At 68.9% G+C, this 14,964-nt stretch carries 14 protein-coding genes; 10 read left to right on the forward strand and 4 right to left on the reverse strand.

Annotated features, from left to right (window positions below; translation table 11 throughout):
* Window positions 1-136: 136 nt before the first annotated feature.
* Entirely contained in the window at window positions 137-1,207 is a 1,071-nt protein-coding gene (hrcA, locus tag ACQY4O_RS01190; protein ID WP_428374424.1) for a heat-inducible transcriptional repressor HrcA, read from the forward strand.
* A gap of 18 nt (window positions 1,208-1,225) precedes the next feature.
* On the opposite strand, the gene ACQY4O_RS01195 is transcribed toward hrcA, so the two are convergent.
* From ACQY4O_RS01195 to ACQY4O_RS01205, 3 genes are all read right to left on the reverse strand, one after another.
* Complete coding sequence (locus ACQY4O_RS01195) at window positions 1,226-2,293, reverse strand: alpha/beta hydrolase fold domain-containing protein (RefSeq protein WP_428374425.1); 1,068 nt, start codon at window positions 2,291-2,293, stop codon at window positions 1,226-1,228.
* Window positions 2,294-2,403: 110 nt separating this feature from the next.
* Window positions 2,404-3,198, reverse strand: a complete 795-nt coding sequence (locus ACQY4O_RS01200) for an SDR family oxidoreductase (protein WP_428374426.1) — start codon at window positions 3,196-3,198, stop codon at window positions 2,404-2,406.
* An 8-nt stretch (window positions 3,199-3,206) separates the two neighbouring features.
* A complete protein-coding gene (locus tag ACQY4O_RS01205) occupies window positions 3,207-4,301 on the reverse strand; it encodes a hypothetical protein (RefSeq protein ID WP_428374427.1) in 1,095 nt (364 codons plus the stop codon).
* Window positions 4,302-4,389: 88 nt separating this feature from the next.
* Between ACQY4O_RS01205 and ACQY4O_RS01210 the strand changes: the two genes are divergently transcribed.
* On the forward strand, window positions 4,390-4,611 hold the full coding sequence (locus tag ACQY4O_RS01210; RefSeq protein ID WP_428374428.1) for a hypothetical protein: 222 nt from the start codon (window positions 4,390-4,392) through the stop codon (window positions 4,609-4,611).
* Window positions 4,612-4,771: 160 nt separating this feature from the next.
* Here the strand turns inward: ACQY4O_RS01210 and ACQY4O_RS01215 are convergent, their stop codons facing one another.
* The gene (locus ACQY4O_RS01215; protein ID WP_428374429.1) at window positions 4,772-5,569 is read right to left on the reverse strand and encodes a glucose 1-dehydrogenase; all 798 of its coding nucleotides are present in this window, start codon (window positions 5,567-5,569) and stop codon (window positions 4,772-4,774) included.
* Window positions 5,570-5,652: 83 nt separating this feature from the next.
* Here ACQY4O_RS01215 and ACQY4O_RS01220 point away from each other — a divergent pair, with 83 nt between their 5' ends.
* The 8 genes from ACQY4O_RS01220 (at window position 5,653) to ACQY4O_RS01255 (ending at window position 14,894) form a co-directional block, all read left to right on the forward strand.
* A complete protein-coding gene (locus tag ACQY4O_RS01220; RefSeq protein ID WP_428374430.1) occupies window positions 5,653-8,433 on the forward strand; it encodes a penicillin-binding protein 1A in 2,781 nt (926 codons plus the stop codon).
* A gap of 201 nt (window positions 8,434-8,634) precedes the next feature.
* Window positions 8,635-9,766, forward strand: a protein-coding gene (prfB, locus tag ACQY4O_RS01225) for a peptide chain release factor 2 (RefSeq protein ID WP_428374431.1) whose coding sequence is annotated in 2 segments (ribosomal slippage) — window positions 8,635-8,703 and window positions 8,705-9,766 — 1,131 coding nt in all. Because the reading frame shifts where the segments join, the coding sequence is not laid out codon by codon here.
* Window position 9,767: 1 nt separating this feature from the next.
* Window positions 9,768-10,391: a YceI family protein gene (locus tag ACQY4O_RS01230; protein WP_428374432.1), complete on the forward strand. Its 624-nt coding sequence runs from the start codon at window positions 9,768-9,770 to the stop codon at window positions 10,389-10,391.
* A 430-nt stretch (window positions 10,392-10,821) separates the two neighbouring features.
* Window positions 10,822-11,478, forward strand: coding sequence for a TonB family protein (locus ACQY4O_RS01235; RefSeq protein ID WP_428374433.1), 657 nt, complete (start codon window positions 10,822-10,824; stop codon window positions 11,476-11,478).
* Window positions 11,479-11,562: 84 nt separating this feature from the next.
* Window positions 11,563-12,762, forward strand: coding sequence for a MotA/TolQ/ExbB proton channel family protein (locus tag ACQY4O_RS01240; protein WP_428374434.1), 1,200 nt, complete (start codon window positions 11,563-11,565; stop codon window positions 12,760-12,762).
* 3 nt (window positions 12,763-12,765) lie between these two features.
* Window positions 12,766-13,200, forward strand: a complete 435-nt coding sequence (locus ACQY4O_RS01245) for an ExbD/TolR family protein (RefSeq protein WP_428374435.1) — start codon at window positions 12,766-12,768, stop codon at window positions 13,198-13,200.
* A 6-nt stretch (window positions 13,201-13,206) separates the two neighbouring features.
* Complete coding sequence (locus ACQY4O_RS01250) at window positions 13,207-13,650, forward strand: ExbD/TolR family protein (protein WP_428374436.1); 444 nt, start codon at window positions 13,207-13,209, stop codon at window positions 13,648-13,650.
* Window positions 13,651-13,652: 2 nt separating this feature from the next.
* Entirely contained in the window at window positions 13,653-14,894 is a 1,242-nt protein-coding gene (locus ACQY4O_RS01255) for a hypothetical protein (RefSeq protein WP_428374437.1), read from the forward strand.
* Window positions 14,895-14,964: the final 70 nt, after the last annotated feature.

Below are 14,964 nucleotides of genomic sequence, written 5' to 3' on the forward strand. Positions count from 1 at the left end.
CTCCGGAGGTTGGCGGGTGCGCCATCGCATAGCCCGCGGCGGTCTGCCGTGCCAGATCATGTCCGGTTCTATGCAGGGCTGGCGGCAGATCGCTTGCTTTGCGTCCCTGGACGGGCCCGGGCGGTGTAGAGAGATAATGATGGAGATCAAGAGCCTGCCGCAGCGCCCGACCTTGCCGCCTAGCCTGGATGCGCGCTCGGCCGCGATCCTGCGCGAGATCGTCGAGCAATATGTCGAGACCGGCGATCCGGTCGGCAGCCGCACCTTGTCGCGCCGGCTGCCGCTGCCGCTGTCGCCCGCCACCATACGCAACGTGATGGCCGACCTGACCGATGCCGGGCTGCTGTTCGCGCCGCACACCTCGGCGGGCCGGCTGCCGACCGAGAAGGGGCTGCGGCTGTTCGTGGACGGGCTGCTGCAGTTCGGCAGCCTCTCGGACGACGAGCGGGTCACCATCATGCGCTCGCTGGACAGCCGGGGCCGGTCGCTGCAGGACACGCTGGCCGATGCGTCGGCGATGCTGTCCGGGCTGTCCGCCGCCGCCGGCCTGGTGCTGGCGCCCAAGAGCGACGGCCTGATCAAGCATATCGAGTTCGTGGCCCTCGGCCATGACCGGGCGCTGGTGGTCCTGGTCGGCGCGGACGGCCAGGTCGAGAACCGCGTCATCGAGACGCCGCCCGGGCTGCCGCCCTCCGCCCTGGTCGAGGCCGGCAACTACCTCAACGCGCGGCTGACCGGACGCTCGCTGGGCGAGCTGCGCCGGCACGTCACCGAGGAGATGGCCGCCAACCGCACCGAGCTCGACCATCTCTCGGCGGGCGTCGTCGAGACCGGACTCGCCACCTGGACCGGCGAAGGCAGGGGCGGCTCGCTGATCGTGCGCGGCCAGTCGCGCCTGCTGGCGGACGTGACCCAGATCGCGCGTATCTCCACCATCCAGATGCTGTTCGACCGGCTCGAGACGCAGGAGACGATGCTGCGCCTGCTCGACCTCGCCGAGCAGTCCGACGGGGTGCGTATCTTCATCGGCGCTGAGAGCGGCCTGTTCGGCGTGTCCGGCGTGTCGATGGTGGTGGCGCCGGCGCGCAACGAGGCCAATCGCATCGTCGGCGCGATCGGGGTGATCGGGCCGACTCGGATCAACTATGGCCGAATCATCCCGGTGGTGGACTACACCGCCCGGGTGATCGGGCGTCTGCTTGGCTGAGAGCCGGCACTTGCCACGCTACTTAGCGAGATGCCGGTCGAAGAACGCGGCGATTTCTGTGAAGGCTTCGCGGGCCTCGGGCAGGCGGTCGTCGAACTGGTACTGCGCGTGCGACTCGCCTTCATAGACTTCCAGATCCGCCTGGACCCCGGCGCGATGCAGCGCGCGGTGCACCCTGACGGTGTTGCTGAGCAGCAGGTCGCGGGTTCCGGTGGTCAGGATCGCCGGCGGGAAGCCGTGCATGTCGCCATTGACCGGCGATAGCAGCGGATCCTTCAGGTCATGGCCCTTTGCGTACACGACCGTCGCCGCCTGGCAGAAACCCGAGGGCGAGACCAGGACGTTGTCGACAAGCTTGTTGGTATAGAAGCTGTCTCCGACCATCGTCGCATCCGACATCGGCGTGCCCGGCGCAATCGCGCCCGGCAGCGGAAGCCCGAGCTGCTTGGCGCGCAGCACCATCTCCAGCGTCAGGGCGCCACCGGCCGAGGTGCCGAAGATGCCGATATTCGCCGGGCGCATCGTTTTCAGCAGCGACTTGTACACGGTCATGGAGTCGTCGAGGGCTGCGGGGAAATACGCCTCCGGCGGCATCCGGTAGTCGGGCATGACGACCTTGATGTGGCCGAACCCGGCCATCATGATCGCCTCGGTGGCGCCGGTCTCGCCGGGAAACAGGACGTAGCATCCGCCATGCTCGTGCACGAGCACCCGGTTGCGGTTCTCAGGCGCGATCTCGTCGGGGGTGACCGTGTATACACGGACACCGTCGATCGTCGAGCGTGCCATCGTGACATGCATCCGCTGCATCATGGCCGGGATGGTCGCATTGATCTTGATGGCCTGGTGGTCGGCAAACTTGCGCCACGCCGCTCCGGTATTGAACTGGTCGTTCCAGGCCGGATTAAGCGGGGCGGCGATGAATTTCTGCATCCCGGGGCTCACGTCGGCGGTCGGCACCTGCAAGGTCTTCGCAGGCACCGCGCGCGGGGCCTGCGCCGCGCCGTCGGCGTGGGCCGCAGGCGGCAGCAGCATCATTGCGCCAAGCAGCACGAATGGCGCCGCTCTTCTTCTCGTACGATCCATGGATGTTCCGAACCTTCTTGCTGAGGTTGCAGGCACCGTAGGCCAGGATGGTAGCGCTGTCATCAGCCTTTCGCAGTCGTACTCGATTATGTTCCGGGGGGCATGACAGGCTACGGCTGACCTGGTCGCGCCGCCTTCGCCTCGCTGCGGTTCATGAGGCCGAAGCCGGTGGCAGGGGCGACGCGTGCCAGCAGGCGGCCCAGTCGGGACACGCCGATCACCACCTCCTCGTCGCCGCGCTGCAGTGCGCGCACGATCCGGTCTGCAACCTGCGCCGGCGCCAGCTTCGCGCCGCCATAGTGACGCGCCATCGCCGTATCGACGGCAGGCGGCATCACCTCGATAACGCGGACCCGGGTCCCCCTGAGGTCGAAGCGCAGCGCCTGCGTCATCGCGTGCAGCCCCGCCTTGGTCGCGCTGTAGGTCGCAGCCCGGGCACTCGGGAGGAACACGTAGCCGGTGGTGACATTCACGATCGCGGCCTCGGGCTGCCGCAGCAGCGTGGGCAGCAGCAGGTTGGCGAGGGCCACTGGTGCCAGCAGGTTGACGGCGAACTCGGCCTCGAGCTCGCGGGTCAGCGTCGCTCCGCGCAGATCGTTGAGATGCAGCAGGCCGGCATTGTTGACCAGGATGTCGAGCTTCGGGAAATCCTGCGTGACGCAAGCGACCAGGCTGCGGCACCCGGCATCGGTGGCGACATCTGCCTGGATGGTGCGCAGTCCGGGACAGGTCGCCCGCGCTGCATCCAGCCTGCCCTGGTCGCGCCCGCAGGCAATGACGACGTTGCCTGACTGCACCAGGCGTGTCGCAAGTGCCAGCCCGATGCCGCTTGCGCCACCGGTAATCAGGACGGTGTTGGGGCTGCGGCGCATCAAGGGGGGCAGCGCATCTGGGGGGCGGCGCATCGGGGGGGTCAGAGTGGCAGCAGCGACGGGTTGCGCCAGCCCTGGACGCCATCGACGGTCACCCGCGGCTGTCCGCCGTGCAGCGCGAAGATCGCCGGGCGCTCGATCTCCAGCAGCCAGCCGGCCCGCAGCAGGGTGTCCATGATGCGGCCCTCGATCTGCCGCGAATGGGTGCCGACTAGAACATAGGCGATCTTCTGCTGCATCACCGGCAGGCAGCCGGCGATGAAATCCGCCTCGCCGCCCTGGATGTCGATATGCAGCAGGTCGATGCGGGCGTGCGGCGCCACCAGGTCCGAAAGTGCCACCATCGGCAGCTCGTCGTGGCTTCCCGAACGCGCCGCCTCCTGGCGCTGGCGCGCGGTCGCGCCGAACACCGGCTCCAGTCCCCAGTGCCGGCCCGCATCCGGTTGCCTCGGAAACAGCGCCACACCCGCGTCGGGGGCGGCAATGCCGCGCTGCAGGGTGATCTGCTCCGGCGTGAAGCCGTTCTCGGCGAGCGCCGCCCGGGCGAAGCCGATATGGCCCGCGTCGCCCTCCGCGCCGACCAGATGCACCGCGAGCCCGGCGCGGCGCGCGGCGACGCCGGTATTGTTCATCCAGCAGCCCCAGCCGCAGCCAAGCTCGATCATGGTGAACCGGTCGCGCGCCAGGTCGACGGCGCGCAGCGCCGCACCCCACTCGGCGATGTCGGCGTGCCAGTTGGCCGGGATCGGCAGGCCCTCGACCTGTCCGGCGCGGCCGGCCAGCGCGGATGGGAGAAAGCCCGGGTCGATCCGCACGCCGAGGAAGTTGGTCAGATGCCGCGGCGAGGGCCGCAGGTCCGGCGCCGCATGCCGGGCGATGACTTCCAGCGGGTCGAACAGGTGGTTGTAGTGGTCGAACGGGCTGCCGGCCGGCAGCGGCGGCAAGGCCGGCGGCGCTCGCTCGTCACCGGCGCCATGGCGCTGCGCGGCCAGGATGTTCTGCGTGTCGAGCAGCTGCCGCTCGCGCGCAGCCAGCCTCGCACCCAGCTCGTTGCGCTCCCTGAGCAGGGTGTCACGCGCCTCGCGCAGCCGCCGCATCGGGGGAACGGCGAGGATGGTGCTGCGCAGGAGGCTCATGGTTGCGTCATATCAAGCCGCCAGAGGCGCCACCAGTGGCGCCCGATCAGCCGGAGAACTTCCGGCGCCGGCTCAGGTTTAACCCGGCATGAAGACGAACCGCCGCCTGCCCGCCGCCCTGATGTCGCTCCTCGTAAGCACCGCCGCCTTCGCCCAGGGCGCGCCCGCCACCGCGCCGAAGATCCCCCCGTCGCAGCGCCTGAAGACCAGCAAGGGCATACAGAACGACCAGATCTCCCCCACCCCCGCCGCCCCCGGCAGCACCACCGACCACACGAAGAAACCGCAGAAGACCAAGCCCCCTTCGTAAATCCGGAGAGGCCTGCCGAGGTTGTGTCAGGCTGAGGCAGCCTGCAGCGCCGCCCGGGGTGGATGTCGAGAACCGGAGCGGAGCGGCCATCTGGCCGTGAGCACCGGAGGCGCAGACAGCCGCGTCGGATGCCCAGCCTGGCGCAACCTCGGCAGGCCTCTCAGCCGTTGTCCGCGAAGCCCGGGTAGAGGGTCATGCCGCCATCGACGAACAAGGTGGCGCCGACGATGTAGTCGGAGAGGTCCGAGGCAAGGAAGACCGCCGCGTTGGCGATGTCCTCGGCCGCCCCGATGCGCTTGTACGGGATCAGGTCGAGCAGCTTGCGCCCGGCATCGCCCTCGGTCGCCGCCCGGTTGATGGCGGTCCGGATCGCCCCGGGCGCGATCGCATTCACCCGGATGCGCTTCGGCGCCACCTCCTGCGCCAGGGTGCGCATCATCAGCGCGATGCCGCCCTTGGAGGCGGCATAGTTCACATGCCCGGCCCACGGGATCACCTCATGCACCGAACTCATGCACAGGATCTTGCCGATCGACCTGGAGACGCCACGGTCGCCTTGCGCCTCGAAATGGCGGATCGCCTCGCGCGCGGTGAGGAACTGGCCGGTCAGGTTGACGTCGATCACGCGCTTCCAGTCGGCGAGGCTCATCGAGGCGCTGGGCGCGTCCTTCTGCATGCCCGAATTCGCCACCACGATATCGATGCCGCCGTAGCGGCTCGCGGTCTCCCGGAACAGCCGGGTCACGTCGGCCTCGTCGGATACGTCGGCGCCGATCGCGAACGCCCGGCCACCCCCCTGCTCGATCTCGCGGACCAGGGCCTCGGCAGGGTCGCGCCGCGAATTGTAGTTGACGGCGACCGCGGCGCCGGCCTCGGCCAGCGCCTTGCCCACACCCTGGCCGATCCCGGAACTTGCTCCGGTGACGATGGCGACCTGCCGGTCGAGGCGGCATTCCATGGCATTGACTCCAGATATTATGTCAAAACGCCGGCTCCGCTGGCGGGTTCGCGTTACGCGGCGCCGGTGCTAGAGAGCCTGCCATGAACGATCCGAGCAAAGCTGGTCAGGAGCCGCGCCGACACGGCGAGAACCCGCGTGCGGCTGGGGTGGCGGTGCGCCGGCCGCGCTACCGCTTCGTGCGTCGGCTGGCGGGCGCCAGCCTGGCGGTCGGGCTGCTCGCCGTCAGCACCGGCTCGTTCATGATCTGGCGCAAGTACGAGAGCATCTCGTCGGACATGCCCACCGTCGACGGCCTGCGCGACTACCAGCCGCCGGTGATGAGCCGGATCTATTCCGGCGATGGCCGGGTGATCGCGGAGCTCGCCTCCGAGCGGCGCATCTTTGCGCCCTACTCGGCGATCCCGGACAATGTGAAGTCCGCCTTCATCTCGGCCGAGGACCAGAATTTCTGGAGCCATGCCGGTGTCGATCCGCTGGCGATGCTGCGCGCCGCGGTCACCGACGTGCAGACCATGCACTCGCACAGGCGGCCGATCGGCGCCTCGACCATCACCCAGCAGGTGGCGCGCATCATGCTGCTGGGCTCGAACACGGTGAGCTTCGAGCGCAAGGCCAAGGAGGCGCTGCTGGCGATGCGCATCGAGCAGACGCTGACCAAGGAGCGTATCCTCGAGATCTACCTCAACGAGATCTATCTCGGCGCCGGCGCCTACGGCATCGCTTCGGCAGCCCAGACCTACTTCAACAAGCCGCTCGACCAGCTCGACGATGCCGAGGCGGCGTTTCTCGGCGCGCTGCCGAAATCGCCGACCAACTACAACCCGTACCGCTACCCGGCTGCCGCCACCGCGCGGCGGGACTGGGTGCTGGGGCGCATGGCCGAGACCGGCGCGATCACCCGGGCGGCGGCGGACGCGGCGCGCGCCGAGCCGCTGATCCCGAAATCCTTCCGCCGCCCCGGGCCGGTGCCCGGCTCGGAATGGTTCTCCGAGGAGGTCAGGCGCGAGCTCATCGACCGCTACGGCGCCGACCAGACCCAGCAGGGCGGCCTGGTGGTGCAGACCAGCCTGGATGCGCACCTGCAGGACGTCGCCACCCGCGAGCTGCGCGAGGGGCTGATGCGGTACGACCGCAAGCATGGCAGCTGGCGCGGTCCGATCACCCGCATCGATGGCATCGGACTGCGTCCGCGCCGGGTGCGCCGTGGCGAGACCGCGCCGCCGCCGGTGGACTGGCAGTCCATGCTGGCCGCGGTGCCGCGTCCGCCGGGGATGCTGCCGGAATGGCGGCTGGGCGTCATGCTGTCGGCCGCGACCGGCACCGTCGGCTGGATCGAGCCGGGCGCCGGCGACCAGACCGGCGCCGACCAGCCGGGTGCGACCCATACCGGAGTGCTCGGCTGGGCCGACATCGCCTTCATGCGCCAGAAGCGGCTGCCGCGGAACGGCGACGTGATGATGGTCGAGCCGGCCAGTGCCACAGGCGTATCAAGTGCCACAGGCGTATCAAGTGCCACCGGCGTGTCCGGTGCCACCGGCGTGCAAGGCACCACCGGGGTCCAGCTCCGGCAAATCCCCGAGGTCGAGGGCGCGATGGTGTCGATGAACCCGCTGACCGGCCGCGTGCTGGCCATGGTCGGCGGCTGGTCGTTCGACACTTCGCAGTTCAACCGCGCCACCCAGGCGCTGCGCCAGCCCGGCTCCTCGTTCAAGCCGCTGGTCTATCTCGCCGCGATGGAGCAGGGCATCTCGCCGGCCGACAAGTTCCTGGACGCGCCGTTCGTGCAGGGCAACTGGCGGCCGAACAACTACGAGCTCACCTTTGGCGGCCCGACCTCGCTGCATGACGCGCTGCGGGAGAGCCTCAACCTGGTGACGGTGCGGCTCGCAGCGCATATCGGCATGGCGGCGGTGGCCAAGGTCGCCATCGATACGCACGAGGTCGATGCCATGCCGAAGGTGCTGCCGGCGGCACTCGGCGCGGTCGAGACGACGGTGCTGCGCGAAGCCGGCGCCTATGCCTGCATGGCGTCGGGTGGCCGCGAGGTGCTGCCGAGCCTGATCGACGACGTGCAGGATCGCGACGGCCATGTGGTGTGGCGGCCGCAGGGCCTCGCTTTGCAGCCGTCGGCGGTGGATCCGTCGCTGCCGCCGGTCATGGTGGACAGCCGCCGCCAGGTGACCGATCCCGACAGCACCTACCAGGTGGTGCGGATGATGCAGGACGTGATCGCGCGGGGCACCGGCGTGCCGGCCGGCGAAGGGATCGACCGGCCGCTGGCCGGCAAGACCGGCACCAGCCAGGACTTCAACGATGCCTGGTTCGCGGGCTTCTCGCCCGATCTGCTGACGGTGGTCTGGATCGGGTTCGACAACCCGGACAGCCTCGGCGAGAAGGAGGATGGTGGCCACGTCGCGGGCCCGGTCTGGAACCGGTTCATGAAGCAGGCGCTGGGCGATACGCCGAAGCTGGATTTCCGGGTGCCCGACGGCATCACGCTGGTGCGCTACAATGCGGGCCTGGGCAGTGCGATCGACGGCTTCAAGCCGGGCCAGGAGCCGGGCCTGGGCAGCATGATCGCCAGCGGCACCGGCTCCGACCAGCTCGGCGCGCAAGATACCGGCGCCGAGAACGTGCCGGACCAGGAGGACCAGATGGCGGCATTGCCCGGTGCTTCCGGATCGCGCAGCACCACCTCGATCGATCCCTCGAACCCGGCGCTCGCCTCGCCGGCCAGCGCGATCCAGCCTGGGGCCGCACCCGCCGGCGCGCCCCCTGCGGTGCTGGCCGGCACCACGCCGCGTCCGGTGGCGCCGCCGCGTGCGAGTGGTGGTGACATAGGCATGGGCGGCCTCTACTGAGAGAGACGGTCTGCCAACGCCTGCTGCTGGCGATCCGACGCGCCTTTTCTGCGCTCCGGTGCTCACAGCCGAAAAGGCTGCTCCGCTCGGTGCTCGAAAAGTCACGCCGGCCGCGACCCCGCGGGTCGCTCTCATCCAGCATCAGGCGTTGGCAGACCGCCTTCGAGAGCCATAAACTGCCTTTCCTGATGGATAAAGACGATGTCCGCCGAGACTGAAGCGCTTAACGAGCAGATCAGGCAGTCGGTGGCGCTGCTGAGGAGGCATCTTTGACTGGGATGCCGCCATCGGCCGCCTCGCGGAGCTGAACAACCAGGTCGAGGACCCGGCGCTCTGGAACGATGCCGCCGCCGCGCAGAAGCTGATGCGCGAACGCACCCGGCTTGCCGGCGGCATCGAGGGCGTGCAGCGTCTGGAGCGCGAGGTCGCCGATGCGATGGAGCTGGCGGAGCTGGCCGAGGCCGAGAATGACGCGTCCATGGTCGCCGATGCCGTGCGCAGCCTGCGGGCGATGGCCGACGAGAGCAAGCGGCGCGAGATCGAGAGCCTGCTGTCCGGCGAGGCGGACGGCAACGACGCCTTCCTGGAGGTGAATGCCGGCGCCGGTGGCACCGAGGCGCAGGACTGGGCCGAGATGCTGCTGCGCATGTATTCCCGCTGGGCCGAGCAGCACGGCTACAAGCTGACGCTGATCGAGGAGAGCCAGGGCGAGCAGGCCGGCCTGAAGTCGGCCACCGTGCAGGTGAGCGGGCCGAACGCCTATGGCTGGCTGAAGACCGAGGCGGGCGTGCATCGGCTGGTGCGGATCAGCCCGTTCGATTCCGCCGCGCGCCGGCAGACCAGCTTCGCCTCGGTCTGGGTGTATCCGGTGGTGGACGACACCATCGAGATCGAGATCAACGAGGCCGATCTCAAGGTGGACACGTTTCGTGCCTCCGGCGCGGGTGGACAGCACGTCAACAAGACCGAGAGCGCCATCCGCATCACCCATGTCCCGACCGGGATCATCGTCGCCTGCCAGACCGACCGCTCGCAGCATCGCAACCGGGCCACCGCGATGGGCATGCTGAAGGCCCGTATGTACGAAGCGGAACTGCAGCGGCGCGAGGCGGCCTCGGCCGCCACCGAGGCGGCGAAGACGGATATCGGCTGGGGCCACCAGATCCGCTCGTACGTCCTGGCGCCGTACCAGATGGTCAAGGACCTGCGCACCGGGGTCGAGACGGGCAACCCGGACGCGGTGCTCGATGGCAGCCTGGACGACTTCATGGCGGCCTCGCTCGCGGCGCGGGTCGGGGCCACGCGCTCCGAAGCCAGCGCCACGGCGAACTGACATGACGCATCGGCGCTACATCCGGCTGGCCGGGTTGCTCGCAGTGGCGGCGCTCTGTGCACGGCCGGCTTACGGCATGGATCCGTCCGCCGTGCCGCCCGGGAGCTACGTGCTCGACCCGCAGCACACGCGCATCGCCTGGTCGGTCAGCCATCTCGGATACTCGACCTATACCGGGCTGATCCCGTTTGTGCATGGCACGCTGCTGCTCGACCCGTCGCATCCCGGGGCGACACGGCTGGACGCCGAGATCCCGATGGCGGGCATCACCTCGCTCGACCCGGCGCTCGATGCGCGGCTGCATGGCGGACAGTTCTTCGCGGTCGATCGCTACCCGAGCGCCTCGTACCAGGCGCAGGGCCTGGTCATCACGGCGCCGGGGCATGCGCGCCTGGACGGCCTGCTGACGCTGTGCGGGGTGACGCATCCGGTGACGATGAACGTCGTGTTCGGCGGCGCCGGGATCGATCCGGTGGATGGCCGGCTGACCGTCGGGTTCGAAGCCAGCGCGATCGTGCGGCGGTCGGCGTTCGGGGTGGTGGCCTACGTGCCTGTGGTCGGCGACGACGTGACACTCATCCTGGAAGCGGAGGTCAAGCCGAAGCCGGAACAAAAAATGCCGTGATGCAACAATTTTTTCCTGCACGGCATCTGACGCGCAAATAAGCGCACGAGGGGGCCGAAGCGCGTGTGCTTGTAAAGATCGCGACGGGAGTGGTTGATATTGCTGCGGTCACGCAAACTTGTGTGAGCCCGCGATGACTGGCGCAATTTTAGGCCTTTGCTGTTCTTCGGTGCGCTTGAAATCAATTTCGATATGCTTCTTGACAGCAACACAGCGAAAACCCTCAATTCGAGGCACGTGCCTGCATCATCGCTGACATTCGGCAGGTGAGGGGCACCGCGAACAGAGACGCCGCATCGGCCGATTGACCGGACACGTGGTCATGCGGGTCAACCATACGGTCCGCGGCACGCGGATCGCATGTTGGCCTGCTGCACCGGTGCCCGGTTTGGTATCGAGTGGGGCAGGACGCGAGCAAGGAGGCTCTTGGATGGATTACGCGCAACAGCAACGCAGTCCGACGCGACACATCGTTGGTTTTGCGGTCGTTGTCGCGCTGCATGTCCTGCTGATCTGGGCGCTGGTGGAGGGTCTCGGCAAGAACATCGTCGAGATCATCAAGGCGCCGATCGAGACCAAGATCATCAAGGAAACCAAGCCGCCGCCGCCGCCGCCACCGCCGCCGCCGCCGCCGCAGCTGACCAACCCGCCGCCGCCCTACATTCCGCCGCCGGAAATCCAGATCCAGCCGCCGCCGCAGCCGCACGCGATCCAGCAGGTGACGCGCACGCCGCACCCGCCGAGCCCGGTGCCGTTTCAGGCGAAGCCGCCGACTCCCGGGCCGGTCGTGCCGGACAGCTCGGTGTCGGCGCGTCCGATCGCGGGTCCGGCACTCGAGTATCCGCCCGCCATGCAGGATGCGCAGCGCGAGGGCCGGGTGGTCGTGACCTGCGACGTCGAGACCACTGGAACCACCAGCAACTGCGCCATCCAGAGCGTGGCCGGAGGAGCGGCCTTCGGGGATGCCGCGCTGCGCTGGGTGCAGCGGGCCCGCTACCGGCCCGCGGTGCATAACGGCGTGCCGGTGGCCGAGCCGCACCACGCCTTCAACATCACCTTCAAGCTCAACAACGACGACGACCAGTAGTCCGTCACGGCCAGTTACCCGTCGCAGGATGAGACCAAGCCGGGGCGGCCCTCCGGCAACGGGACGATTTCAAAGGATCAAGGCATGACCGCAATGCACCGTCACCCCGTTCTAGCGCCGGCCGTCGCCGTCATGCTCGGCTTTGCCGGACCGGCAATGACGCCGGTGCTGGCATTGGCCCAGGCCGCGCCGGCCCCCGCCCAGGGGCCGGCCAGTCCGGCACCTGCCGCTCCGGCCCCGGCTGCTTCGGCACCTGGGCCGGCTGCCGGCGCTCCTGCCCCTGCAGCCGGCGCCCCGGCTGCCGGTGCTCCCGCCGGCGGCGCTCCCGCACCGGATGCCTCCGCGACCCCGAGCGCTCCCGGCGCGCCGGCACCCGGTGCGGCGCCTACCGCGGGTGCGGGCGCTCCCGCAGCCGGCGCCCCGGCACCGGGCGCTCCAGCACCGGGCGCCCCGGCACCGGGCGCTCCAGCACCGGGCGCTCCGGCCCCCAATGCCATGGCCGCTGCCGCCCCGGCTGCGCCGGCCGCCGAAGCGCCGAAGACCGCGGCGGTCGACAATCCCTACGGCCTGGATGCGTTGTGGAATGGCGGCGACTTCATCGCGCGCGGCGTTCTGATCATCCTGGTGATCATGTCGCTCGGCACCTGGTACATCATGATCACCAAGTATATCGAGCAGGCCCGCCTGCTCAGCGCCGCCAGGGCCACCGGCAAGGCGTTCTGGACCAAGCCGACGGTGCGTGACGGCGCGTCGAGCCTGAAGCCGAGCTCGCCGTTTCGCTACATCGCCGACACCGGCATCTCGGCGACCGACCACCATGAGGGCTCGCTGACCGAGAGCATCGACCTCACCACCTGGGTCACGATGTCGATCCAGCGCGCGGTCGAGACCATCCAGTCGCGCCTGCAGGGCGGCCTCGCCTTCCTCGCCACCGTCGGTTCCACCGCGCCGTTCGTCGGCCTGTTCGGCACCGTCTGGGGCATCTATCACGCGCTGACCGCCATCGGCATCGCCGGCCAGGCCTCGATCGACAAGGTGGCAGGACCGGTGGGCGAGGCGCTGATCATGACCGCGATCGGCCTCGCCACCGCGGTGCCGGCGGTGCTCGGCTACAACTGGCTGGTCCGCCGCAACAAGTCCGCGATGGAGAAGGTGCGCTACTTCTCGTCCGACCTGCACTCGGTGCTGATCGGTGGCAGCCGCGTCGGCCAGCCCGGCCTCGCGACGCCCGCGATGTCGGCAGCGCCGTCGACCGCCTCCGCCGGCGTGACGCGGGTTGCCTGACCGATGGCGATGAATGTCGGCCCTGCCGAGGGCGACGAAGAGGACGAGGTGGTGTCGACGATCAACACCACCCCGCTCGTCGACGTGATGCTGGTGCTGCTCATCATCTTCCTGATCACGATCCCGGTCGTGACCCACACGGTGAAGGTGCAGCTCCCGAAAGACGTCAACCAGCCGACGCAGACCAAGCCGGAGAACGTCATCATCGCGGTCACCGATGACGGCTCGACATACTGGAACGCGATCCCGGTGAAGAGCAACGCCGACCTGCTGGCGCGGCTCGAGAAGTTCGCCGTGCTCAAGCCGCAGCCCGAGGTGCATATCCGCGGCGACGCGCGCGGGCGCTACGAGTTCGTCGGCCGCGTGGTCACCGACTGCCAGCGCGCCGGCATCTTCAAGGTCGGCTTCATCACCGAACCGCCACCCAAGGGAGGTTGAGCGCGCATGTCCATGAATGTTGGGTCGGGCGGCGGCGACGCCAGCGGTGATCCGGAGGTCGTCGTCGACATCAACACGACGCCGCTGATCGACGTCATGCTGGTGCTGCTGATCATGCTGATCATCACCATCCCGATGCAGACGCACGCGGTGAAGCTGGACCTGCCGCAGGGCAACCCGCCGCCGCCGCCGGTGCCGCCGCAGGTGGTGACCATCGATGTCGATTTCGACGGCACGATCTCCTGGAACGGCGACGCCGTGCCGAACGAGCAGCAGCTCCAGGCGCGTTTCGTGAATGCGTCGCTGATCCCCGACCAGCCGGAGATCCACCTGCGTCCGAACCGGCTGGCGCCGTACAGCGCGGTGGCGCACGTGATGGCGGACGCGCAGCGGCTCGGCATGACCAAGCTCGGTCTGGTCGGGCAAGAGCAGTACATGGGAAACAACTGACGATGCTGTCTAGGGTGTCTCGCGCCGGCCTGTTGGCCGGCGTTTTCTTTGCGTGCGTGCCGGTCGGTGCCTTGGGCCTGCTCAGCCCCCCGGCGCAGGCGCAGGAGGCCTTGCGTCCGGTCGTCGGCAAGCCGCTGCAGAAGGCGCAGGCGCTGGCGCACCAGGGGAACTTTCCGGGCGCCCTGGCGCAGATCAACATCGCCGAGGCGGCCCGCGACAAGACCGCCAACGAGAGCTTCGTGATCGACGAGATGCGCGCCGCGGTGGCGCAGCAATCCGGCGACTTCAAGTCGGCGATCGGCGCCGATGACGTGCTGCTGAAGTCGGGCCGGGTTCCGGCGGCGGAACAGCAGCGGCTGCTGATGGCGGAGGCGTCGTCGTACTACCAGCTGCGTGACTATGCCGGCACCATTGCCGCCATCGACCGCTACCACAAGGCGGGTGGCGCCTCGCCGGCGCTCGAGACGCTGCTGATCCAGTGCTACTACCTGCAGAAGGACTATGTGCGCGCCGCCGCGGTGCAGAGCGCGCAGATCCAGGCCGAGCTGCGCGCGCGGCAGACGCCGCCCGAAGGGCAGTTGCAGCTGCTGGCGAACTGCCAGTTGCAGTCGCGCGACAATGCCGGCCTGACGCATACCATGACCCTGCTCGTCACCTATTATCCGAAGCCCGAATACTGGGCCCAGCTCATGCAGGGGCTGCGCGCCAACCCGAACGTTCCCGACCGGCTGCAATTCGACATCGACCGGCTGCGTCTCGAGGTCGGGCTGCTGACCAGCACCCAGGACTTCATGGACATGACCGAGATGGCGGTCCAGAACGGTCTCCCGCACCAGGGCCTTGTGGTGATGGACAAGGGCTATGCCAGCGGCGCGCTCGGGCGTGATCCGCAGGCGGCCCGCGAGACCAGGCTGAAGGCACTCGTCGAAAAGACCGTCGCCGAAAAGCGAGCCAGCATCGCCACCGACGAGGCCTCGGCGCGTTCGCAACCGAACGGCAACGCGCTGCTCGCGGTGGGCTACAGCTATGTCGATCTCGGTCAGTATCCGAAAGGGATCGCAGTGATGAAGGAGGCCGTCGCCAAGGGGGGCCTGCTCAATCCCGAGGATGCGCAACTGCACCTGGGCCTTGCCGAACTTGCATCCGGCGACAAGGCCGCTGCCACGGCCACCCTGCAGAACGTGCACGGCACCGACGGCGCGGGAGACCTCGCACAGCTCTGGCAGCTGCGGATCAGGGGCTGATCCAGCGGGGACGCCTCGCGTGAGCCAGGGTCTGGGCGCCGCATTGGCCGGCAGGCTCTGGCTTCCCTAT

The sequence above is a fragment of the Lichenicoccus sp. genome (assembly GCF_965277665.1).
In the GTDB taxonomy this organism is placed as follows: Bacteria; Pseudomonadota; Alphaproteobacteria; order Acetobacterales; family Acetobacteraceae; genus Lichenicoccus.

What these genes read in the sequence shown, in the direction of transcription:
- ACQY4O_RS01235 (WP_428374433.1), top strand. Translation starts at nt 10,822, where the DNA reads ATGGATTACGCGCAACAGCAACGCAGTCCGACGCGACACATCGTTGGT.
- ACQY4O_RS01245 (WP_428374435.1), top strand. Translation starts at nt 12,766, where the DNA reads ATGGCGATGAATGTCGGCCCTGCCGAGGGCGACGAAGAGGACGAGGTG.
- ACQY4O_RS01215 (WP_428374429.1), bottom strand. Translation starts at nt 5,569, where the DNA reads ATGGAATGCCGCCTCGACCGGCAGGTCGCCATCGTCACCGGAGCAAGT.
- ACQY4O_RS01250 (WP_428374436.1), top strand. Translation starts at nt 13,207, where the DNA reads ATGTCCATGAATGTTGGGTCGGGCGGCGGCGACGCCAGCGGTGATCCG.
- ACQY4O_RS01240 (WP_428374434.1), top strand. Translation starts at nt 11,563, where the DNA reads ATGACCGCAATGCACCGTCACCCCGTTCTAGCGCCGGCCGTCGCCGTC.
- hrcA (WP_428374424.1), top strand. Translation starts at nt 137, where the DNA reads ATGATGGAGATCAAGAGCCTGCCGCAGCGCCCGACCTTGCCGCCTAGC.
- ACQY4O_RS01220 (WP_428374430.1), top strand. Translation starts at nt 5,653, where the DNA reads ATGAACGATCCGAGCAAAGCTGGTCAGGAGCCGCGCCGACACGGCGAG.
- ACQY4O_RS01230 (WP_428374432.1), top strand. Translation starts at nt 9,768, where the DNA reads ATGACGCATCGGCGCTACATCCGGCTGGCCGGGTTGCTCGCAGTGGCG.
- ACQY4O_RS01205 (WP_428374427.1), bottom strand. Translation starts at nt 4,301, where the DNA reads ATGAGCCTCCTGCGCAGCACCATCCTCGCCGTTCCCCCGATGCGGCGG.
- ACQY4O_RS01195 (WP_428374425.1), bottom strand. Translation starts at nt 2,293, where the DNA reads ATGGATCGTACGAGAAGAAGAGCGGCGCCATTCGTGCTGCTTGGCGCA.
- ACQY4O_RS01200 (WP_428374426.1), bottom strand. Translation starts at nt 3,198, where the DNA reads ATGCGCCGCCCCCCAGATGCGCTGCCCCCCTTGATGCGCCGCAGCCCC.
- ACQY4O_RS01210 (WP_428374428.1), top strand. Translation starts at nt 4,390, where the DNA reads ATGAAGACGAACCGCCGCCTGCCCGCCGCCCTGATGTCGCTCCTCGTA.
- ACQY4O_RS01255 (WP_428374437.1), top strand. Translation starts at nt 13,653, where the DNA reads ATGCTGTCTAGGGTGTCTCGCGCCGGCCTGTTGGCCGGCGTTTTCTTT.